At 32.7% G+C, this 24,178-nt stretch carries 17 protein-coding genes; 14 read left to right on the top strand and 3 right to left on the bottom strand.

The window, feature by feature from the left end:
• Positions 1–28 precede the first annotated feature (28 nt).
• The 4 genes from DWX29_RS04020 to DWX29_RS04035 are packed head-to-tail and all read left to right on the top strand — an operon-like array spanning position 29 to position 6,955.
• Entirely contained in the window at positions 29–2,431 is a 2,403-nt protein-coding gene (locus DWX29_RS04020) for a DNA topoisomerase (ATP-hydrolyzing) (RefSeq protein ID WP_022089383.1), read from the top strand.
• 30 nt (positions 2,432–2,461) lie between these two features.
• Positions 2,462–5,086 (top strand): Ig-like domain-containing protein, encoded by a 2,625-nt coding sequence (locus DWX29_RS04025; RefSeq protein WP_118565232.1) that lies wholly within the window; start codon positions 2,462–2,464, stop codon positions 5,084–5,086.
• Between the two features lie 45 nt (positions 5,087–5,131).
• Positions 5,132–5,908, top strand: a complete 777-nt coding sequence (locus DWX29_RS04030) for a Cof-type HAD-IIB family hydrolase (protein ID WP_022089381.1) — start codon at positions 5,132–5,134, stop codon at positions 5,906–5,908.
• A gap of 21 nt (positions 5,909–5,929) precedes the next feature.
• Positions 5,930–6,955 carry a peptidylprolyl isomerase gene (locus tag DWX29_RS04035; protein WP_147365039.1) on the top strand — a complete coding sequence of 342 codons (1,026 nt, stop codon included), beginning with the start codon at positions 5,930–5,932 and terminating at the stop codon, positions 6,953–6,955.
• 276 nt (positions 6,956–7,231) lie between these two features.
• Here DWX29_RS04035 and DWX29_RS04040 read toward each other — a convergent pair whose 3' ends face one another.
• The 3 genes from DWX29_RS04040 to DWX29_RS04050 form a co-directional block, all read right to left on the bottom strand.
• Positions 7,232–10,030, bottom strand: a complete 2,799-nt coding sequence (locus DWX29_RS04040) for a YfhO family protein (RefSeq protein ID WP_118565234.1) — start codon at positions 10,028–10,030, stop codon at positions 7,232–7,234.
• Between the two features lie 74 nt (positions 10,031–10,104).
• Positions 10,105–10,569, bottom strand: a complete 465-nt coding sequence (locus DWX29_RS04045; RefSeq protein WP_022089378.1) for a GtrA family protein — start codon at positions 10,567–10,569, stop codon at positions 10,105–10,107.
• Positions 10,570–10,756: 187 nt separating this feature from the next.
• Positions 10,757–11,983 (bottom strand): argininosuccinate synthase, encoded by a 1,227-nt coding sequence (locus DWX29_RS04050; protein ID WP_022089377.1) that lies wholly within the window; start codon positions 11,981–11,983, stop codon positions 10,757–10,759.
• A 316-nt stretch (positions 11,984–12,299) separates the two neighbouring features.
• Between DWX29_RS04050 and argC the strand changes: the two genes are divergently transcribed.
• The 10 genes from argC to DWX29_RS04100 all read left to right on the top strand — a co-directional run bounded on the left by argC (position 12,300) and on the right by DWX29_RS04100 (position 23,948).
• A complete protein-coding gene (argC, locus tag DWX29_RS04055) occupies positions 12,300–13,340 on the top strand; it encodes an N-acetyl-gamma-glutamyl-phosphate reductase (RefSeq protein WP_022089376.1) in 1,041 nt (346 codons plus the stop codon).
• A 401-nt stretch (positions 13,341–13,741) separates the two neighbouring features.
• Positions 13,742–14,962 carry a bifunctional glutamate N-acetyltransferase/amino-acid acetyltransferase ArgJ gene (argJ, locus tag DWX29_RS04060; protein WP_118565235.1) on the top strand — a complete coding sequence of 407 codons (1,221 nt, stop codon included), beginning with the start codon at positions 13,742–13,744 and terminating at the stop codon, positions 14,960–14,962.
• A gap of 51 nt (positions 14,963–15,013) precedes the next feature.
• The gene (gene argB, locus DWX29_RS04065; RefSeq protein ID WP_117909864.1) at positions 15,014–15,928 is read left to right on the top strand and encodes an acetylglutamate kinase; all 915 of its coding nucleotides are present in this window, start codon (positions 15,014–15,016) and stop codon (positions 15,926–15,928) included.
• A 93-nt stretch (positions 15,929–16,021) separates the two neighbouring features.
• A complete protein-coding gene (locus tag DWX29_RS04070) occupies positions 16,022–17,206 on the top strand; it encodes an aspartate aminotransferase family protein (protein WP_022089373.1) in 1,185 nt (394 codons plus the stop codon).
• 45 nt (positions 17,207–17,251) lie between these two features.
• A complete protein-coding gene (locus DWX29_RS04075; RefSeq protein ID WP_022089372.1) occupies positions 17,252–17,680 on the top strand; it encodes a DMT family transporter in 429 nt (142 codons plus the stop codon).
• 130 nt (positions 17,681–17,810) lie between these two features.
• The gene (locus DWX29_RS04080) at positions 17,811–18,413 is read left to right on the top strand and encodes a helix-hairpin-helix domain-containing protein (protein ID WP_022089371.1); all 603 of its coding nucleotides are present in this window, start codon (positions 17,811–17,813) and stop codon (positions 18,411–18,413) included.
• A gap of 14 nt (positions 18,414–18,427) precedes the next feature.
• Positions 18,428–19,114, top strand: coding sequence for a response regulator transcription factor (locus tag DWX29_RS04085; RefSeq protein ID WP_117909865.1), 687 nt, complete (start codon positions 18,428–18,430; stop codon positions 19,112–19,114).
• Positions 19,115–19,118: 4 nt separating this feature from the next.
• Positions 19,119–20,576: a HAMP domain-containing sensor histidine kinase gene (locus DWX29_RS04090; protein ID WP_243003033.1), complete on the top strand. Its 1,458-nt coding sequence runs from the start codon at positions 19,119–19,121 to the stop codon at positions 20,574–20,576.
• A 25-nt stretch (positions 20,577–20,601) separates the two neighbouring features.
• Entirely contained in the window at positions 20,602–21,525 is a 924-nt protein-coding gene (locus DWX29_RS04095) for a GerMN domain-containing protein (RefSeq protein ID WP_117909866.1), read from the top strand.
• A gap of 50 nt (positions 21,526–21,575) precedes the next feature.
• Complete coding sequence (locus DWX29_RS04100) at positions 21,576–23,948, top strand: DNA internalization-related competence protein ComEC/Rec2 (protein ID WP_158574498.1); 2,373 nt, start codon at positions 21,576–21,578, stop codon at positions 23,946–23,948.
• Positions 23,949–24,178 lie beyond the last annotated feature (230 nt).

Raw genomic sequence — 24,178 nt, forward strand, 5'->3', positions numbered from 1 at the left:
GACAATACATATTATATAGGAGTAACATATGTCAGAACAGATAGTGAAAACAGAATATTCTGAGGTAATGCAAAAATCATACATAGATTATGCTATGAGCGTAATTTGTGCCAGAGCACTTCCTGACGCAAGAGATGGACTTAAGCCGGTACAGAGAAGAGTTTTGTACGCCATGGAACAGTTAGGACTTAACTATGATAAACCACATCGTAAATCAGCACGTATAGTTGGTGAAGCAATGGGTAAATATCATCCACATGGTGATAGCTCAATTTATGAAACATTAGTTGTAATGTCTCAGGATTTTAAAAAGGGAATGGCTTTAGTAGACGGGCACGGAAACTTCGGCTCAATTGAAGGAGACGGAGCTGCCGCAATGCGTTATACGGAAGCAAAATTAAAGAAATTTACACAGGATGTATATTTAGCAGACTTAGATAAAGATGTTGTTGATTTCATGCCTAACTTCGATGAAATGGAAAAAGAACCTGTAGTTCTTCCGGTAAAAGTTCCTAACATTTTAGTTAACGGAGCAGAAGGTATTGCCGTTGGTATGGCAACAAATATACCTACTCATAATTTAGGTGAAGTAATAGATGCAGTTATCGCATATATGGAGAATAATGACATTTCAACAGAAGAATTACTGGAAATAATGCCGGGACCGGATTTCCCAACAGGAGGAATTGTAGCCAACAAATCCGAGTTGGCAGACATTTATAAGACAGGAAACGGTAAATTAAAATTACGTGGAAAGCTTGAATTTGAAAAAGGTAAAGGAAAAGAGAAAGACAAGCTTGTAATAACAGAAATTCCTTACACAATGATAGGTGCTAATATTAGTAAATTTATATCAGACGTTATTTCACTTGTGGAAAATAAAAAAACAAATGATATTGTTGATATTTCAAATGCATCAGATAAAAATGGTATAAGAATAGTACTTGAACTTAAAAAAGGAGCAGATGTAGAAAAACTTACAAATATGCTATATAAAAAGACAAGGCTTGAAGATACATTTGGTGTAAATATGCTTGCCATAGCTGATGGAAGACCGGAAGTTATGGGGCTTAAATCAATAATTAAGTATAATGTGGATTTTCAGTATGAAATAACTACTAGAAAATATACAACAATGCTTAATAAGGCTTTAGAACAAAAAGAAATAAAAGAAGGTCTTATAAGAGCAACAAATATTATTGATTTGATTATTGAAATTATCAGAGGAAGTCAGCAGTTAAAACAGGCAAAGGAGTGTCTTGTAAATGGAAATACTGAAGGCATTAAATTTAAGAATCCTGAATCAGAACTGTTAGCAGCTAATCTTAATTTTACAGAAAAGCAGGCACAGGCAATTCTTGATTTAAGACTTGCTAAATTAATAGGTTTAGAAGTTCTTGCATTGCAGAAAGAATATGAAGATTTAGTAAATAAAATTGCTAAATACGAGGATATTCTTCACAGCAGACGTTCCATGACAAAAGTAATCAAGAAAGATTTGCTTGCAATCAAGAAAGAATATGGTCAGCCAAGAAGAACTGTTATTGAAGATGGAAAAGAAGCTGTATTTGATGATAATAAGATAATTGAGCAGGAAGTAGTATTTGTAATGGATAAATTTGGTTATGCCAAATTAATTGACCAGGCCACATTTGACAGAAACAGAGAAGCGGTAATTAAAGAAAACAAATATTATTTTAATTGCATGAATACAGACAAGGTGTGCATTTTTACAGACAATGGAAACATGCATCAGATAAAGATAATAAAAATGCCGATTAAAAAATTTAGGGATAAAGGTGTTCCAATAGATAATCTTGGAAATTACAGTAGTGCAGGAGAAAGCATTGTGGCATTATTTAGTGCTTCAATGATTAAAGATAAGAAATTATTGTTTACTACTAAAAAAGGTATGATGAAGCTTGTTGATGGCAGTGAATTTGAGACAACAAGAAATACAATTGCAGCTACAAAGCTTGGGGAAGATGACAGTCTTGTAGGAGTTCAGATTACAAGAATTACTTCAAAGCCTGTCGAGGATGAAGAGTATGAAATGCCGATTGCATTAACAGGAGGTTCAGATGACGAATTTATGCCTATGGATGATGTTCAGTTAGAAATGAATTTTGATACACCTTCGCAAATGGATAGTGCAGGAAATAATACAGAACTTCAGTATACAAGGGAAATATTAGTTCTTCAGACGGAAAATGGGGTATTTTTAAGATTTCCACTTAAGGAGATTCCTGAAAAGAAGAAAACTGCAGTTGGTGTAAGAGGAATTAAATTAAATGCAGATGATTGTGTAAGTAATGTTTATCTGTTAGATGTAGGAGACAATGATGTTGTTGAATACAAGGGAAAGAAAGTTGAACTTAGAAAACTTAAAACAGGAAGAAGAGATACGAAAGGTGTTAAAGTCCGAATATAAATAAGGACTTAGGAGAAAAGAGGGATACACTTGAAAAGTAAAATTTTTACAAAAATAGCAAAGAATATACAGGTTACAATTTTAGCAATTGCAATTATCGTAAGTAGCATACAGTTTAGTGGAGTTACGGAAGTCAAAGCAGATGACGCAACATTTGAGGCGAGCATAAGTGGATTTCCGGAAAGTTACAAGCCGTATTTAAGACAGTTACATGCAACATATCCTAACTGGACATTTCAGCCTTTTAATACAGGAATTGATTTTGGAACAGCAGTAGATAATGAAGCATCTAATGACAGAAGTCTTACACATACAAACTATTCAGAGTTTTTACAGAGCAATGCTTCAGGTGACTATAATACAGCTACAGGAAAATATATTGCAAAAGATGGAAGTACATGGGTAACAGCTTCTAAAAATGCAGTAGCATACTTTATGGATCCAAGAAATTTTCTTAACGATACATATGTTTTTATGTTTGAAAATTTAGCATATGATGTAGCTAATCAGACACAGGCAGGCGTTGAGGCAATACTTACAGGTTCATTTATGGCTAATACAAATATAGCTTACCTTGATGCAAATGGAACATATATTCCAACGGCAGAAAGCTATTCATCAAAGATATTGCAGGCGGCTCAGACTTCAGGTGCAAGTGCATATTATATTGCTTCAAAAATATTACAGGAAGTAGGTTCAGGTAGAAACGGAATTTATGCAGGAATGGGAGCAAGTGGAAGTGTATCCGGAAATTATTCAACATCATATAAAGGAATTTATAATTTCTATAATATAGGTGCAAGTACAAGTTCACAGCCCATTTTAAACGGTTTAAAATGGGCTTCAAACGCAAAGAATGGATATGGTACACCTTGGAATACTCCGGGAGCTTCAATAATAGGTGGAGCACAATATATAGCTGAAAAGTATATCAATGTAGGACAGAATACAACATATTTGCAGAAGTTTAATGTAACAGCTAAAAATACATATAAACATCAGTACATGACAAATATATTTGGCTGTGCATCAGAGACAGGAACTACAGCAAAAGCTTATGATACATTGGGAATTAAAAGTAATCAGCGTCATTTTATAATTCCTGTATACAACAATATGCCTGGAGATAATACAACTGTTACAATGGGCAAATCAGGAGATAAGACAGGTGTTATTACATCAAATGTAAATCTTAGACAGGGCCCAAGTACCGGATATAGTTCATTAACTAAATTAAGTAAAGATGATGTCGTTACAATAAAAGAAAACGTGCTTACAGACAGAAAGTATTCAGTAAGCTGGTTAAGTAATCCATATTGGACCAAAGTTGATGTAGTAAAAAACGGAGTTTCTTATACAGGATATGTTTCAACAGAATATGTTACACCTGAAGTTGAAAATAATTTGATTACAGGTACAACAGTAAGTGCTAAGGCAACTACATCAAATCCTAATGAAAAAGTAATTTACCGTTCAGACAATCCTGCTGTAGCAACAGTTGATGATGCAGGAAATATTACCGCTGTAGGTGATGGAACAACTACAATAAGAGCATTTGCAGTAAGTGGTAATTTTGCAACATATACAATACAAGTATTCACAAAAGGATGTGTATTAGATAAGACAAAGGCAACAATTGGTGTAGGTAAGAAAGTAAAATTAAATGCAACAGTATATCCTACTGATGCACCGGATAAGACAGTAACATGGACTTCAAGTAACACGTCAGTAGCTAAAGTTTCAAAAACAGGAAAAGTAACAGGTGTTGGAGTAGGAAATGCTACAATATCTGCGACTGCAACAGCTATAGGTGGAGCTGTAGGTACTTGTAAAATTAAAGTTATACGTCCGGTAACAGGAGTAAAACTTAATAAAACAAAGAAGACTTTAAGAGTGGGAAACACATATACTTTAAAAGCAACTGTGATTCCTGAGGATGCTACTAATAAAAATGTAAAATGGAAATCAGATAACACGGCAGTAGCTAAAGTTAAAAAGGGAGTGGTAACAGCAGTAGCTCCGGGAACAGCAACAATTACAGTTACTACTAACAATGGTAAAAAGACAGCAACGGCATTGATAACTGTTATTTCAGGTCAGATTGGCTTTAAGTCTGTTGCTTCATATAATCAGAACACAATTAAACTGACATGGAATGCGGCAACAAATGTAAGTGGATATATTATTTACAGAAGAAACAGTGCAGGCAAATATAAAAAGATTGCTAAATTGTCGGCTTCCGTAACATCATATAAAGATAAAAAACTTGTTACAGGAAACACATATAGCTACAAAATAAGAACTTATACTGTTAGTGGTGGAAAAACACATAAATCATCATTCTCAGCAGCAGCATCTGCAAAAGTAGTTCCAAAGAGGGTAAAATTTGTATCCGCAATGGCGTTGCAGGGAAATAGTGCTGTAGTAAGATGGAAGAGAGATAAATGGGTTACAGGATATCAGGTATACAAAAAGTCAAACATCCAGTTAAAATATAGAAGAGTAAGAACAACAAAGAAAAATACTGTTGTAAAATTTACTGATGGTAAAGCAGTTTCCGGCTATACATATTATTACAAAGTAAGAAGTTACAAGGTAGTTTATGGGAAAAAAGTATATGGAAAATATTCTAAGGTTGTATCTTTGAGCAAATAGCAGTAATATGTAGTAATAAATTAAAAGGAATTGAAAGAGAAAACAATGATAAAGTTAGTTGTAAGCGATGTAGATGGAACATTAATAAAACCGGGGGAGACAAGAATAAGTGAGAAAACATTGTCTCTTTTGGGTGAATTAAAGGAAAAAGGAGTTTTGTTTGCGGTAGCATCAGGGAGAGACTATGATGCTATCAGACCCCTTTTTGGAAAGATAAAAAATGACATTATTTATATCACTAATAATGGTGGAGTTGTTATGTATCAGGGGAAAGTCTTATGTAAGACACCTATAGATAAAATGCTTAGCGTAACAATAATGAATGAAATGCAGAAGAAAAGAGACTGCAGAGTTCTTTTAGCAGGAGAAACAGGATCTTATGTAAGCACATATGATACTGATTTTACAAGATATCTTGCAGAGCATGGATTTTCCACAGAAAATGTAAAGGACTTTAAGGAAGTTAAAGAACCTATTACAAAAATCTCCATATATGCAAAATATGGACTTACAGAGGAATTTTATGAATCAATAGTTGACAGATGGGGTGATAAAATAAAAATCGCCATATCAGGCAATAATTGGGTAGATTTAACTGATGAATATGTGAATAAGGGAAATGCACTTGCAGTTGTACAGCATATATTCGAAGTTACTTCAGAAGATACAGTAACATTTGGAGATAATTATAATGATGTTGAAATGTTTGAACGTTCTTATTATAGTTATGCAATGCAACATTCTCCTTCAGATATAAGAAAGTGTGCAAAGCATATAACTCCTGATGTTGACTCTATATTAGAAGATATTTTGAGAATGTAATTGAAAGGTAGGGTATCAGTTATGATAAAGAAAAAAGTTATTGCCTTAGGCATTAGTATGGTAATGGCAACAACAGTTCTTAGTGGATGTGGTTTAAAAAGCGATACTCCTGTAGTCGGAGAGTTGTTTGGACTTAAAAGTGATGAGGCATTTGTAGTAGACAAATTAATATGCTCGGTGTCGGAAGCAAAATTAATAATACTTAACAGTGCAAATAAATACAAAAATGACTTTGGAGGAATTGTTGACTGGAGCCAGAAAATTGAGAAGACTACACTTGGTGATTTTGTAAAAGACGAAGTAAAGAATGATATATCAATCACATACACAATGGCAGCTTTAGCTGATAAGAATAATGTAACAATAGATGATGCAGAAAAGACTTCAATAGCTGCAGCAGCAAAAGAGTATTATAATAGTCTTACAGATGAAGAAAAGGATTATACAACGGCAACAGAAGAGACAGTTGAAACATTATTTACAAATTATTACAAGGCAAAGAAAGCTTATAATACATTGACAGCTAATGTAGGAGAAGAGATAAGCGATGAAGAAGCCAGAGTAATTAAAGTTCAGTATATTCATATCGATACTACAAAGACGAAAACAAATAAAGCAACTAAACAGTTAGAGGAAGTAATAAGTCTTGTTAATGGTGGATATCAGACATTTGCAAAAGAAGCAAAGCAGTATAGTGATGATGAATTAGTAACAAAAACAATAAAGAAAAATGAGGCAACACAGGATTATGAAATTGCCGCATTTGATTTAGCAAATGAAGAAATGAGTTCAATAATTACTCAGGATGACGGATTATATCTGGTATATTGTGAAAACAGTTATTTAAAAGATGAGACAGCACAGAATAAGAGTGCAATTATTGAAAGTACTAAGAATTCTGCATTTAGTAAGGTATATGACAATTATATCAGCGACGTAAAGAGTGATTTTAATACATCTGCATGGGATGATATAGCACTTCCTGATGGAGAAAATATGGTTAGCACAAATATAATGGATGTGTTTGATACTATTGCAGCTGAATAATATAATTTGAATTATTTAAGATTGGGATTGTGAGTGTACATGACACAAAAAATCCGTAAGTATCCAAACTGGGGTTTTTGACCCAACATATATTTAATTTAATAATAAAAAAAAAGAACTGAAAATGATACGTTAATGTCAAGCAGACAAAATATCATTTTCAGTTCTTTTTTTATATTGTTATGAATGAAATATAATACATTGATATATATTCGTATTAGTATATATTCATATCTATGCTTATTATTAATTCTAATTCATAAATCTTTTATTTGATTAATGCTCAGAAGCTTTAGGATTATTATCTGTAGCATTGTTTTCAGAAGTTATTTCTTTCTGTTTATTTTTATTACTATTTGTATTTATACTTTCATTTTTAATTTTAGAATTATTACTTTTGGCATTATCTTTTTTGCTCTTGCTGCCATTGCCGTTTATAGCTTCTTTCTTTATTAATGCAATTAATTTTTTCTTAAATATAAGAGCTAAAAGAATTAACAATGATACAAGTGAAATAAGTATTCCGTAAACAAATCCACTAGGTGTATATTTAAATGTAACGGAGTGTGTTCCCTGCGATACATAAGCACCCATTAATGAGCCGGAACATATAGCAATAGGTTTTACTTTGTTCCCGTCAACGTATACTGACCAACCTTTGTCATATGGAATAGAAGTGTAAAGCAATCCGCTTGAAGCAGCAGTTACAGAACCTTCAATTTTTGTATCTTTAAATGATTCAATAGTGTATGGTTGAGAATTTAATAATTCGTAATCAACAGCCCATGCATCACTGTCAAAAGCATATCCATAACATTCAGAAATTGCAGAACCGTCTCCGGCTGTAATTGTAATTGCACTTCCTTTCTCAACAGTACCAATGTGGCAGATATAATTCTGCTGTGTTGATGAGAAAGATTGTGAAGTTGAAACACCATCAGGTGTAGTAATATTTGCATTTAATGTTTCAGCAGATGTAGGACAGTAGAAATATACATCCAGGCTTGAAGGAGTAACAGATGGAATATTGTTATCTGTTCCGTCGCTTGTAGCAAATTCTGCAGTAAATGAAGCTGTACTATCTGACTGAATTTTATGGAATATTGTACTGCCACCGCTAATAGCTGTAGTTACAAAACTGTTTTGAATTGTAAATGGGTCACTACCTGATAAATCCCATTCAGACATTGTACTTGAATTAATTACAAATCCAAGAGGAAGACTCTTTTCATATTTATAAATATTAAGTGTTGTCTGATTATTTCCATCAGCCATATAACTTGCTGATGATAAAAGTGAACTTTCTGAAGGGAAAGAAGTATCACCGGTAGAGTATTCATATCTTAATGAGAATAAAGCTGCTGTAAGTGGAGTAATTCCATATGATGAATAAGCGTTAAATGATGTCTGTAATCCGATAGAAGTAAAGTAATCCTGAATAGCTGCGGATGATACAGATGAGAAAGTAGAAATACTATTGTATTTGAACAATGCTCCATCATTACGTGTTCTATGTGATAACTGTTCACTTCTATAGAACTTAACTCCATCAGCGTCAGCATCTTTCTTTGCAGCTTCATTTAACTGCTTGAAGGCTTCGTTACTTTCAACATAAGCATCCCTGTTAGAAGTACTTGGAATACCTGTAATAGTAAAATTAAGTATCAATTCTATGAAAATAATAGATCCAATTAAATAGGAAATTATAAATGATTTGTTCTCATGATATTTATACAATGCAATAAGTACAACGTAAATAACAAGGAATAATAAACTTGTGTAAATTATTTTTGTAATGTCTGTTGTTATTACTAAATCACTGAAAAAGTCAGCATTCTTGAACAATTCTTCTAATACAAGAATTAATAAAGCAGAGCCTGCAAAAGTAGCGGCTAAATGTTTTCCATTTATTTCTCTTATATGTAAAAATGCTTCATATGCCATAGTTACAATAAGAAAAATGTAAATAAATGATTCTCTACATGGAAGGCTGTTTGGAAAATGGAATCCATGCCATATGTAGTTTGGAATATTAAAACTAAAGCTTAAAAGGAAAATTAAAGCTAAAGCTGTTTTGCCAATTCGCTCTTTGATATTAATTTTTTTGCAGATTACAAATAATGGAACCAAAATAAATACTATGATAGAACAGTAGATATTAGGGTCATGTGGATACTTTAAATCTGCAACCGGAATTGCAAATAACGATCTGAATAACATATATAATACTGAAAAATATTCTTCAAGTTTTTCAGGAAAACTTGAGTCAGCAGATTTTGTTGTTAAAAGGTTAAAATATTCAGGAAGAACAACGCATGCTGCAAGTCCACCTGCTAATAATGAATATAAAGCAAAATCTTTAATTGCAATAAGGTGAGATTTAACTTTATTTATTTCTTCATCAAAATTACGAACTAATGATAAGTAAATGAAGTATAAAACACTGTAAATACATAACATAATTGCTATATAGTAATTAGAAAAAATTGTTAAAGCAAGAGAAATGCAGTACATTTTACATTTTCCTTCATTAACAAGTCTTTCAAGTCCAAGCATAATAAATGGAAGAAGGAACATACAGTCAAGCCACATAATGTTCCAACTAAAAGCTGCAAAATATGCTGATAAAGCATAAAGCATACTAAATATCACAACGCTTAAGTCTTTATTACCAAATCTTTTTGAAAGATAGTATGCAGCTGAAAAACCGGCAAGTCCCATTTTAGCAATAATAAAGAAACTTACTGCATCTGAAATTGTTCCCGGTAAAAATAAAACTAAGAGATTGAACGGACTTGCAAGATAGTAAGCCGCAAGAGCTACAAAGTTCATACCACCACCAATTTCCCAGGTATAAAGAAGGCTGCCACCGGAAGATAATTTTTCTTTTAAAATATCTAAGTAAGGTGCATACTGATGATAACAGTCACTACGAAGGTACATTTGGTCTCCAAAAGGATAGACATCCTTAAAGTAGTAAACAAATAACATTGAAATTACAGGCAAAATAAAAGCAAGCAAATATAACTTGTTTTCATCGAACCATTTTGAGATTGAAAAATTTTTCTTGTTCATTTTTATTCTCCTTAAACATCCTCAATTCATTATATATTAATGTAAACACGAACCGATATAAATATAAGTCCGCTTTACTTAAAAATAAATAATTTACTTATTATGTAATTGATAATTACCGTTAAAACCATGGCAAATATCTTAGTACGATATATATTGAAAGCCGCAAACTGTGCTATTAATAACATTACTTCAGTCATGATAAGGGTGGCAAATCTTGCACACACAAATTTATTAAAGGAATGTAAAACATCCTTAATATTATCAAAACCCATTTTAAAAACCCATCGTCTGTTAGTCGAGAATGAAAATATCACGGCACACAACCATGACAATGCATTTGAAAACATAACGTTTATTCCAAGAACAGACAAAAATGCATAAACACAATAATCTATAATAGCTGTAAATACGCCAAAAAAGACGTATGATATCATTTCATAACTTAAAAGACCATATAGAAACTGCCTTATTTCGGGATTTTTTATATGGCACAAAATAGCCTTGCGGATAACAATAATTGAATCTTTTACTTTCATAATTTATTATCCTTTTTATTATCTTTTATCTGTAAAATCGGGTGATTGGTAAAAAGTAATAAAATCACCGTAATAACTAACAATAATAATAGTTAAACACAAAGACCATTTTACTATAAAATGTAAAAAAAGGAAAGACAAAAAGCCTGACAATCAATCTATTGTCAGGCTTTTAAATTTTAATTAATTATTTATTGTTATTTTTTTCTAATTCCTGCATTTTCATAGCTCTTACTTTTAATGGTAAGCCAAATAAAGTAATAAATCCGTCAGCGTCATGATGGTCATATAAATCACCTGTTGTAAATGATGCAAGACTTTCATTATATAATGAATATGGAGAAGTTGTTCCGGCTTTAATAATGTTTCCTTTGTAAAGTTTGAATTTAACTTCACCTGTAACATATTCCTGAGTTGATTCAACAAATGCCTGAACTGCTTCACGAAGAGGAGTAAACCATTTTCCTTCGTATACAATCTGAGCTAACTTGTTGCCCATATCTTTCTTTGTTTCCATTGTAGCACGGTCAAGAACTAATTCTTCAAGCTGTCTGTGAGCTTCCATAAGAATTGTTCCACCTGGAGTTTCATAAACACCACGTGATTTCATACCAACTACACGATTTTCAACGATATCGATAATTCCAATTCCGTGCTTTCCACCAAGACGGTTTAATTCACGAATGATGTCAGAAACTTTCATCTGCTTTCCGTTAACTGAAGTAGGAACACCCTTTTCAAATGTCATTGTAACATATTCAGGTTCATCAGGTGCCTTTTCAGGAGAAACACCTAAAACTAAAAGATGTTCATAGTTTGGCTCATTTGCAGGATCTTCTAATTCTAAGCCTTCATGGCTGATGTGCCATAAGTTTCTGTCACGGCTGTAACTTTGATCTGTACCAAATGGAAGGTCAATTCCATGAGCTTTACAATATTCAATTTCAGCTTCACGAGAATCCATTTTCCACTTATCATCTCTCCAAGGAGCAATAATCTTAATGTCAGGAGCTAAAGCTTTGATACTAAGCTCGAAACGAATCTGGTCATTACCTTTACCTGTAGCACCGTGGCAAATAGCAACAGCACCTTCTTTTCTTGCAATTTCAACTAATCTCTTTGCAATGCCCGGACGAGCCATTGAAGTACCTAATAAGTACTTGTTTTCATATACGGCGTCAGCCTGAACGCAAGGAACAATATAGTCATCGCAAAATTCATCTGTAATGTCTTCTATATATAATTTAGTAGCACCTGAATATTTGGCTCTTTCTTCAAGACCATCTAATTCTTCACCCTGTCCACAGTCTACACAACAGCAAACTACATCATAATTATAATTTTCTTTTAACCAAGGGATGATAGCAGTAGTATCAAGTCCACCTGAGTATGCTAAAACAACTTTCTCTTTCATGTGATTCCTCCATTAATATTTTTACTATCTGATACTATACAACAATGATGTATAAAATGCAAGATAAAATTAAAAATGAGCTGTTTTATGCAAAATTTAAAGAATATATTGCATAATATACATAAAAGATGTATACTGAACCACGGACAAAAGAAAGAGAAATTAATAAATTTATATCTTTAATAAGAAAAGATAGGATTACAGTAACCAATCTTTGACATATATAAAGGAAAGGATTAAAATAAAAGTTACGGCAATTAAATAGGTAATTATAGAATTTAGTTAGTTTTTTACCGAATAAATAGAGGAGGCTGTTATGATAAAAGTAGGAATCATAGGTGCTACAGGATATGCGGGAGTAGAAATAGTAAGATTGCTTCAGCAGCATAAAGATGCAGAGGTTGTATGGTATGGCTCAAGAAGCTATATAGATAAGAAATATGCAGACGTATTTGCGAATATGTTTGAGATAGTTGATGAAAAATGTCTGGATGACAATATAGAAGAGTTGGCAGATAAAGTAGATGTAATATTTACAGCAACACCACAGGGATTATGTTCATCATTAGTTAATGAAGAAATATTAAATAAGGTAAAGATTATAGATTTAAGTGCAGACTTCCGAATTAAGGATGTTGCTACTTATGAAAAATGGTACAAGATAGAACACAAAAGTCCTGAATTTATAGATGAAGCTGTTTATGGATTATGTGAAATAAATAGGGAAAAGACAAAGGGAGCAAGATTGATTGCAAATCCGGGATGTTACACTACATGTAGCATTTTGTCAATATATCCTATGGTAAAAGAAGGATTAATTGATCCAAAATCAATTATTATAGATGCTAAATCAGGAACGTCAGGAGCAGGAAGAGGAGCAAAAGTTCCAAACTTATTTTGCGAAGTAAATGAAAACATAAAAGCTTATGGTGTAGGAACACACAGACACACACCTGAAATAGAAGAGCAGTTAGGATATGCTGCAGGCGAAGAAGTGCTTATAAACTTCACACCACACTTAGTACCAATGCAGAGAGGAATATTAGTAACTGCATACGCAAATCTCAAAAAAGAAGTTACATATGAAGAAGTAAAAGCAGTTTACGATAAATATTATAAAAAAGAACAGTTTATAAGAGTATTAGAAAACGAAACACCACCTGAAACAAGATGGGTAGAAGGAAGCAATTATGTAGATGTAAGCTTCAAAATAGATGAAAGAACAGGACGAATCATAATGATGGGAGCCCTTGACAACCTCATAAAAGGAGCAGCAGGCCAGGCAGTCCAAAACATGAATATAATATTTGGATTACCGGAAAACGAAGGCTTACAACAAGTACCAATGTTCCCATAAGTACAACTTATCGCCATTCTACTAACCATACAAAACATATTGGGCAAGCTAGCTTGCAAACAATATGTTTTGTATGGTTAGAGAAGCACGGCGAAAGCCGTGTTGTACATCGGAACGAAGAGACGATGTGAAAAGAATGGCGAAAGCCGGGGAATCACAAATGTAAACACAGCGAGATGAAAGTTGCAAAGCAACTGGAATCGAGCTGAATATGGATAATCAAAAGGGCAAGCTAGCTTGCAAACAATATGTTTTGTATGGTTAGAGAAGCACGGCGAAAGCCGTGTTGTACATCGGAACGAAGAGACGATGTGAAAAGAATGGCGAAAGCCGGGGAATCACAAATGTAAACACAGCGAGATGAAATCTGCGAAGCAGATGTAAAATTTGGAGGCAATATAATGAAGAAAATAAAAGGCGGCGTAACAGCACCACAGGGCTTTTCAGCAATGGGCTTAAACGCAGGAATAAAAAAAGATAAAAAAGACATGGCAATGATATACAGTGTTGTACCTTGTACAGCGGCAGGAACATTTACAACAAATCAGGTAAAAGCAGCTCCCGTAAAATGGGATCAGAAAATGATATATGAAAACGAATTTTCACAGGCAGTTGTATGTAACAGCGGAGTAGCTAATGCATGCACAGGTGAAGAAGGCATGAAATACTGTGAAGAAATGGCACAGGAAACAGCAGCAATGCTTGGGATTGACAAGGAAAGCGTATTAGTTGCATCTACAGGTGTAATAGGAGCTCAGCTTCCTATGGATAAAATTGTAAACGGAATAGGAATGCTCGTACCTACATTAGATGCAAGTTTAGATGGTGGACATTTGGCAGCGGAAGCAATAATGACAACAGATACAGTACCAAAAGAAGTAGCAGTTGAATTAATGATAGGTGGCAAGAAGGTTACAATTGGTGGTATGTGTAAAGGATCAGGAATGATTCATCCAAATATGTGTACAATGTTAGGATTTATTACAACCGATGTTAACATTTCAAAAGATTTATTATATGAAGCATTAAGTAATGATATAAAAGATACATTTAACATGATTTCTGTAGATGGAGATACATCCACAAATGATACAGTATTATTACTTGCAAATGGATTAGCAGAAAATAAAAAGATTACTGAAAAGAACAAAGACTATTATAAATTTGTAGAAGCATTACATGAAGTAACAGTAACTTTATCAAAGAAGATTGCAGGAGACGGTGAAGGGGCAACAGCTCTTTTAGAAGTAAAAATGATTAACTGCGAATCAAAAGAACAGGCAGTTACATTAGCGAAATCTGTAGTTACATCAAGTCTTGTAAAAGCAGCAATTTACGGACATGATGCAAACTGGGGAAGAATCTTATGTGCAATGGGATATTCAACAGCTAAATTTAATCCTGATAGTGTAGATATTTATTTTGAAAGCAAAGTTGGAAAATTAAAAATAGTTGAAAATGGTAGAGCAACAGATTACAGTGAAAAGATGGCTACAAAGATTTTGTCAGAGCCTGAAGTTACAACAATTGCTGATGTGAAAATGGGAGATTGTGAAGCAACAGCATGGGGATGTGATTTGACTCATGAATATGTATCAATTAATGCAGATTACAGAAGTTAAAAAAGCAATTAATAATAAAAAAAGGAATAGAGAAAGAAGGATAGGCAGGCCATGATTATGAAGGGATCAAAAGAACTTGAGATGGAAAAATGGATTGAAAAAGGAAATGTATTAATTGAAGCGTTACCTTATATTCAGAGATTTAGCAGAAAAATTATTGTTATTAAATACGGCGGAAGTGCTATGCTTGATGAAAACTTTATGCAGAGTGTAATACAGGATATTACTCTTTTGAAATTAGTAGGATTTAAGCCAATCATCGTTCATGGTGGAGGTAAAGCAATAAGCGGTTTTGTTAATAAGCTTGGAATGGAGCCAAAATTCATAAACGGATTAAGAGTAACAGATGAAGATACATTAGAAGTTGCGGAAATGGTCCTTAATAAAGTAAATAAACAACTTGTTCAGATTGTGGAACAGCTTGGCGTAAAAGCAATCGGAATAAGTGGTAAAGACGGTGGCATGCTTAATGTTAAAAAGAAATATTCACAGGGTGAAGATATTGGATATGTAGGAGAAGTAACAAAGGTAAATCCGGATATCCTTTTAGATTTGATAGAAAAGGATTTCCTTCCTATTGTATGTCCGATAGGATTGGATGAAGATTTCCACGGATATAATATTAATGCTGATGATGCTGCAAGTGCAATCGCAGAAGCAGTAAATGCAGAAAAATTGGCATTCCTTACAGATACAGAAGGTGTTTATATGGATAAGGATGATCCAAATACAGTTATTTCTGAAATGACAGTATCTGAAGCAAAAAATTTGATTGAGGATGGAACTATTCAGGGAGGAATGCTTCCTAAGATTAATAACTGTATAAATGCTATTAACAATGGCGTTTCACGAGTACATATTTTAGATGGAAGAATTCCACACTGCTTATTACTTGAAATATTTACAAATAAAGGTATCGGAACAGCTATTTTAGCAGATGACCAGGAAAAATTTGGGAATGAATAGAAAACAAAATGAAGAGAGTTTTTCTATAAATATTTCCTATAATTAGCCAACAATCAAAGGATGTGGCAATATATTTATACAAGGAGAAATGAAATGACAGCTCAGGAATATATGGATAAAGCAGAGCAATTTTTAGTACATACATACAACAGATTTAAAATTGTAATAGAAAAAGGCGACGGAGTATATTTGTATGATGTAAATGGAAAGAAATATTTGGACTTTGCAGCAGGAATTGCTGTATTTGCATTAGGATATAATAATAAAAAATATAATGATGCATTGAAAGCGCAGATTGACAAGGTAATACACACTTCTAATTTATATTACAATGTACCGGCAATTGAAGCAGCACAAAAAGTTGTTGAGGCAACAGGTCTTAAAAAAGTGTTTTTCACAAATAGCGGAACAGAGGCAATTGAAGGTGCTATAAAAATGGCTAAAAGATATGCGTATGATAGGGACGGTCATGCAAATCATGAAATTATAGCTATGAACCATTCTTTTCACGGAAGAACATTAGGAGCGTTGGCAGTTACAGGAAATGCACATTATCAGGAACCATTTGGACCTATGATTGATGGAATAAAATTTGCTGAGTACAACAATCTTGAAAGTGTTGAGTCATTAATAACTGATAAAACATGCGCGATTGTTTTAGAAACACTTCAGGGCGAAGGCGGAATATATCCTGCAGATGAAGAATTTATCAAAGGAATAAGAAAGCTTTGTGATGAAAATGATATAATAATGATTTGTGATGAAATTCAGTGTGGAATGGGACGAACAGGTAAAATGTTTGCTTATGAACATTATGGAATTAAACCGGATATCGTTACAGTAGCAAAAGCATTAGGTTGTGGTGTTCCTGTTGGAGCATTTGTTGCAGGAGAAAAAACATGTAATTCATTAGTACCGGGAGATCACGGAACTACATATGGTGGAAATCCATTAGCTACTGCAGCAGTTTCTACGGTATTTGATTTATTTAAAGAAGAAAAAATCGTAGAAAATGTAAATAAAGTTGCTCCATATTTGGAAGAAAAATTGGATGAAATAGTTAAAGATTTTGACAATGTAACTGCAAGAAGAGGAAAAGGATTTATGCAGGGACTTGTCCTTACAACACCTGTAGGAGAGACAGTTAATAAGGCTATTGAAAATGGTTTATTAGTAATTTCAGCCGGAAGCGATGTACTAAGAATGGTGCCACCGCTTACGATTACAAAAGAAAATGTTGATGAAATGATTGAAATATTAAGAAAGTCATTAGTATAAAAATTTCAAAACCTCACATAATACTTCAAGAGGGAGGAAAGTATTATGTGGGGTTTTATTATTGCATTAATTTCAGGAGCTCTAATGAGTATTCAGGGAGTTTTTAATACGAAAGTAACGGAAAGTTCAAGTATGTGGGTCGCAAACAGCTGGGTACAGTTTACAGCTTTAATTGTCTGCATAATTGCATGGTTTGTAACAGGCAGGGAAAGTATGACTGCAATATTTAATGTAGAACATAAATACATGCTTCTTGGTGGAACTATAGGGGCAGTAATTACATGGACAGTAATTAAAAGTATGGATAATCTTGGCCCGGCGCAGGCTGTACTGATAATTGTTATTTCCCAGATTGTTGTTGCATATCTGATAGAAGTTTTTGGAATATTTGGAGTGGAAAAGGTACCTTTTGAATGGAGTAAATTAGTGGGAGTTGTTTTAGCCGTTGTGGGTATATTTATATTTAAAAAATAAAGTGAGCATATAAAGTAGATTAATATTAAATAAAATCAATAAAATCAGGTATTTGGATATTGCGATTTGAAATTTTATTAGGTATTATTATTGTGTACGTTTAAGGGAAACTCCGTAAAAAGGAGGAAAAATGTACAGAATATTAAATAAATTAAGTTATTTTACAAAGAATGTAAGCATTGTAGTGTTGATGATATGTGCAGGTATTATTTTAACGGGATGCGATGATTCTAAGGAAATAATGATTAACGAAGAAACAATTGAAGAGAGTTATGAATATACAGAAAATAAAAATCATATTTATGTATATTTAAGTGGAGAAGTTGAAAGCCCGGGTGTTTATAAATTAGAAAATGAAGCAAGATTATATCAGGCAATAGAGTTAGCAGGGGGCATGACAAAAAATGCCCAGAAAGAATATTTAAATCTTGCAGAGACAGTATATGATGGACAACAGATTCATATATTGTCTAAGAAAGAATATAAGAAAAGTCAGGAGCAGGACACTGATATTGTGCAGAATACAGATAGTGATAATGCTTTGATAAATATTAATACAGCGACACCTGAAGAACTACAGAGTCTTTCAGGAGTAGGTGAAACAAGGGCTAAGGCTATAATAGAATACAGGGAGAAGAATGGAAAGTTTCAGACAATAGAAGACATAAAGAATGTGTCAGGAATTGGAGATTCTACTTTTGAAAATATACAAAATGATATAACTGTAAATTAGAAGAAGAGGTATAAATGAAGGTTTTAGTGGTAGATGATGAGAAATTAATTGTTAAAGGAATCAAATTTAGTCTTGAACAGGACGGAATGGATGTTGATTGTGCATATGATGGTGGAGAAGCTATAGAGAAAATCAGAGAGAATATATATGATATGGTTTTACTTGATTTAATGCTTCCGATATTTGACGGGTATGAAGTGTGCCAACAGGTGCGTGAATTTTCAGATGTTCCAATAATTATGCTTACGGCTAAAGGCGATGATATGGACAAAATATTAGGACTTGAATACGGTGCAGATGATTATATCACAAAACCTTTTAATATTTTAGAAGTTAAGGCCAGAATCAAAGCAATAAACCGAAGAAATACGAAGAAGGCACCTAAGGCTGTGGAAAAGCCAAAGGTTATTGTAAGTGGTGATATGAAGCTAGATTTAGAAGATAAGAGATTATTTATCGAAGGAAAAGAAATAAATGTAACGTCAAAAGAATTTGATTTGTTAGGACTTTTAGCGACAAATGTTGGAAAAGTTTACAGCAGAGATGAATTGTTAAGATTGGTATGGGGAACTCATTTCCCGGGAGATGCAAGAACAGTAGATGTTCATGTTAGAAGATTAAGAGAAAAAATAGAAAAAAATCCTGCCCAGCCACAGTACGTACATACAAAATGGGGAATGGGATACTTTTTCCAGGGTTAAATAAATGAAGAAGATAGTAGATAAATTTGTAAATGTTATTACAAGTATGAGATTTAAAGTATTTGTAATAACATTTATTGCGATTATAATACCGGTTATTGTATCGAATTTTTTAATTGGAAAGATGGCGGTCAATAACTATTCAGAACAAAGATTTGAAAAATTTAAAACACAAAATTATATACTTAGAAACTGTATATTAAGCGAAAATTATATGGACAACCAGGATTCTGAAATTGCTGAGGCAGAAATGTCGCAACTTGCTACAGGATTTGAAGGAAGAGTTGAAGTTATAAATAGTGACTATATTATAATAAAGGACACATATAATTCAGACGAAGGAAAAACAAATATTTCTTCAAGTGTTATAAAGGCAATGACAGGTGATGAAGTATATAATTATTATGAGGAGCAGGAATATGTTGAATATGTACTGCCCATAATGTCTACTGTTACAGATGTAAATGGTAACAGTCAGACTAAAATACTTGGAGCAATGTATACAAGATATTCAACAACAGCATTTAAGGAATTTTATTACACAATACTTAACTACATAGTTGTTATTGATTTACTCTTGGGAGTATTTGCATTGATAATGTCATGGATTTGTTCAAGAATATTAGTTAAGCCTATTAAGAGTATAGAAGAGTCTATTGAACGTATTTCAACCGGAAATTTGAAGGCGAATATTGAAGAAAAAGGTGAGACGGAAGTTAAAAACATAATCAGGGAATTTAACCAGATGGTTGAAATAATTGCTAAGCAGGATGAGTCAAGACAGCAATTTGTTTCAAATGTATCCCATGAATTAAAGACACCAATAACTTCAATGAAGGTTCTTGCGGATTCTTTAGTAGGTCAGGAAAATGTGCCGGAAGAATTGTATCAGGAATTTTTGACGGATATAGCAAAAGAAATTGACCGTGAAAATGATATAATAACAGATTTGCTTAATCTGGTAAGAATGGACAGTGGAAATGATAAACTTAATATTTCAACAGTAAATATCAATGAACTTGTTGAAAGCACTTTAAAGAGATTAAGACCTATAGCAGAAGTAAAAAATATTGAAGTTGTGCTTGAAAGTTTCAGACCTGTAATGGCAGATGTAGATGAAGTCAAATTTAACATGGTTGTAACTAATTTAGTTGAAAATGCCATTAAATATAATGTGACTGACGGATGGGTAAGAGTATCGCTAAATGCAGATCATCAGTATTTCTATCTCAAAGTTGCAGACTCAGGAATTGGAATCGAAGATGACCAGCAGGAGCATATTTTTGAAAGATTTTTCAGAGTTGATAAGGCAAGAGCAAGAGAAACAGGTGGCACAGGACTTGGTTTGTCAATAACTAAAAATATTATATTGCTTCATGAAGGTACAGTTAAAGTTCATAGTAAAGAGGGAGAAGGAACTACATTTACAGTTCGTATTCCATTAAAGTATATTGAACAATAAAGATTGAAACGTGGTGTTTAATAAAATGAACAGATATAAGAAAATAATATGCAGCATTCTTGTGTGTGTACTTATGGTTACAGCGGTAGGATGTGGAAAAACAAAAAATAGCAGCACAAAAAGATATGATGGGAATTATATTTTTTATGTTAGCCGGGACAAAGATAAACTTGAAAATGAACAATATAAAACAAAGAGTTCAGATACCTTAGAACAGGTAGATGAAATGATAAAGAAGTTAACCGGTAAAGCCATTCCTAAAAAAGTAATTGTAAACAGTTACAATCTTTTGGATGGAATTTTAACATTGGATTTTAGTGAGGAATATCTTGAAATCAGCAAGGATGAAGAAGTGTTAATAAGAGCAGCAGTAGTTCTTACTTTAACTCAGATTGAGTCTGTAGATTATGTTGCATTTACCGTTAATGACAGTGCGTTGACAAGAAGAGATGGAACTATTATAGGAAATATGCAGGCCACTGATTTTGTGGATAATTATGGTAGTGATAATAACATTGTATTTTCAACAAGATTTATTCTCTATTACGGAAATGAAGATAGTTCTAATTTAAAAGAATGTGATGTTATGGAAAATTATACAGGAGAAGAATCTAAAGAAGAATTTATTGTAAAGAGACTAATAGAAGGTCCGGATGAAAAGGAATACAATAGAATTTTTTCAAAAGATATAAAGTTAATCAGCGTTATGACTACTGATAATATCTGTTATGTAAATTTCAATTCAAATTTTCTGACAGAACAGATAGTTGGTTCTCCTGAACTTGCAATATATTCTATAGTAAATTCATTATCAGAACTTAACTATGTTCATAAAGTTCAGATAATGGTAAATGGAGATACAAATGTAAGTTTTAAAGGAGTGAAGTTAGACAACGCTTTCATTAGAAACTTAGATTATATTGAAAATGAAACAAAAGAAGGAGAATAGCTATTAAAAGACCAATATTAACAATAACATTGGCTTTTGTACTTGGAGAGGTGATAGCTATATATGCACAGGCAGCATTGTTATTTGTAACAGTGCTGCTTGTTTTGCTTTCATTTATTTTACTACTATTTAAAAACAGGGAGCAAAAGATTGAAAAGGTAATGTTAATGACATTAAGTTTATGCTTTATGGTTGTTGGATATTTGATTACTGAGGGAGAACTTTCTAAAAAGAAATCAATAGATGAGATGAATGGACAAACAATCGTTGTTAATGGAGAAATTTTACAGATAACAGACACAAAATATGGATTTAGATACAAAATAAAAACAACGATAGAGAATTTAGCAGAAAATAATAAAAGAAATTTGAAAAAAATAAAGGATGTAAATTTGATTTTTGAAACGAAAGAAGAGTTATCTGTATCTATCGGCAACAATGTTAAATGCAAAGGCATAATTAATAGATTTGACAAAGCACGAAACAAAGGAAATTTTGATTCAGACAAATACTATCAGTCTCTTGGAATGTATGGAGAAATAGCAAATTGCAGTGTAGAGATAACTTCTAATGAGACAAACCTTATAAAACAGAGATTATATGATTTGAAGAAAAGTTATACAAGGCAACTTAAAAAGATTTGCAATGATAATAACGTAGGTGTTTTTAAGATATGTAACCTGGAAAACGGAGGGATTATACAGGGAATTTTGCTTGGTAATAAGAATGATATTAATGACGATATTAAGTCACTATATCAAATGAATGGAATTTCACATATTTTGGCAATTTCCGGGTTACACATTTCATTAATCGGCTTGTTTGTGTATTCATTAATTAGAAAGAAACTTAAATTTATACCGGCAGCGTTTTTTTCAATTTCAATTATCTTGTTATTTTCAATGATGACCGGATTCGGGGTGGCGACAGTAAGGGCAACAATTATGTTTATAATGAATATTGCCGGCGAAGTTTTGGGACGAAAAAATGATAGGATAAATGCGATAGCGTTAGCATTTTTACTTATTGTATGCAGTAATCCGATGGTAATAATAAACAGTGGATTTCAAATGTCATTTGCGGCAATAATAGGAGCGAATTTTGTATGGAAAATAACAGAAAAATTTATGGATATAAAAGGAAAAAGGTGGAGTGCATTTGGATTTAGCTTGTGCATCACTATTGTTATGAACCCTATTATAGCCTGGAATTATTATCAGATACCAATGTATTCAGTACTACTAAATTTAATTATTGTTCCATTAATGGGAATCGTTATAGCGAGTGGATTTGTGGGACTATATTCTTCATATTTGTTTGTAATTATTGGAAAGATAACTATTTTGCCGGCGTGTCTAATTATAAAGTTGTATGGTTTGTTATGCACGATAGTAGAGCATATTCCATTTTATAATATGATATGTGGCAAACCCAATATATTTGTGGTTATAATTTATTATTGTACGATTGCAGGCATGTGCATAGGAATGAAAATATATCTAAAGAAAAGTGAGGATAAGGAGAGTAAAAAGATAATACCAAAAACAGGGCAAATTGTCGAAAGCAAAAAGAGTAAGAAAGCAAAAAAGAGAAAAATTTTCATTAAAAAAATTATATTTGTTTTTGGAAGTTTCATAATAATAACGATAAGTTTATTTGTGCATATATTTACGGGATTTGAAGTTAATTTTCTTGATGTAGGGCAGGGAGATGGAATTGCGATTCGGACACATGATGCTTTTATAACTGTTGACGGAGGAAGCAGTGATGTTAAAAATGTAGGGAAGTACAGAATAATTCCGTTTATTAAATACAAAGGAATAAGGGCGATTGATTATGCAATAATCAGCCATCTTGATAATGACCATGTAAGTGGGGTAAGAGAGCTTTTAGAACAGTCAGACAACGGAGGAATAAAGGTCAGAAATATAGTATTGCCAAAGCTTTTAAATAAAGACGATGAATATGTGGAGATGGAGAAATTAGCCCATGCAATGGGTGTAGAGGTGCTTTATTTGAAAAATGGTGATTCAATAGAGGCAGGGCCATTAAAAATTAAATGCATAAATCCAGATATTAAAAATCAAATGGATGACAAAAATGATAACAGCACTGTACTTGATGTAAAGTATAAAAATTTTTCAATGCTTTTAACAGGAGATATAAGCAGTGAGGTAGAAAATAATATTGAAAAAAATTTGGCACAAAAATATACAGTATTAAAGGTTCCACACCATGGGTCAAGGTTTTCTTCTTCAGAAAAGCTGTTAAGCAAGGTCAGTCCCAAATACAGCGTGATTTCATGCGGTGAGGGAAATAGCTATGGACATCCTCATATAGAAACCATAGATAGATTAAATATGCATAATACAGAAATATTGCGAACAGATTTAATTGGCGAGATTGACTTTAGGATGGAGTGATAGATTTTATGTGCAAAATGAAATCGAATGTTAAAAAGAGATTTGCTAAATATTATCAGTAATAATACGATAATCCAAAGTAAAATGAACCGACTATTTAGAAGAATTGTTTGTGAAGCATAAATATGTTATAGAAAATGAAAATCTTTTCCGTAAAAAAATAAAAATATGATACATTAGAATAAAATAGATGAATGGAATGAATTTCTGTGCTAAAATTATTTGTGCAT

Origin of the sequence: Eubacterium sp. AF19-12LB (genome assembly GCF_003479125.1) — a bacterium.
Taxonomy (GTDB): Bacteria; Bacillota; Clostridia; order Lachnospirales; family Lachnospiraceae; genus Eubacterium_U; species Eubacterium_U album.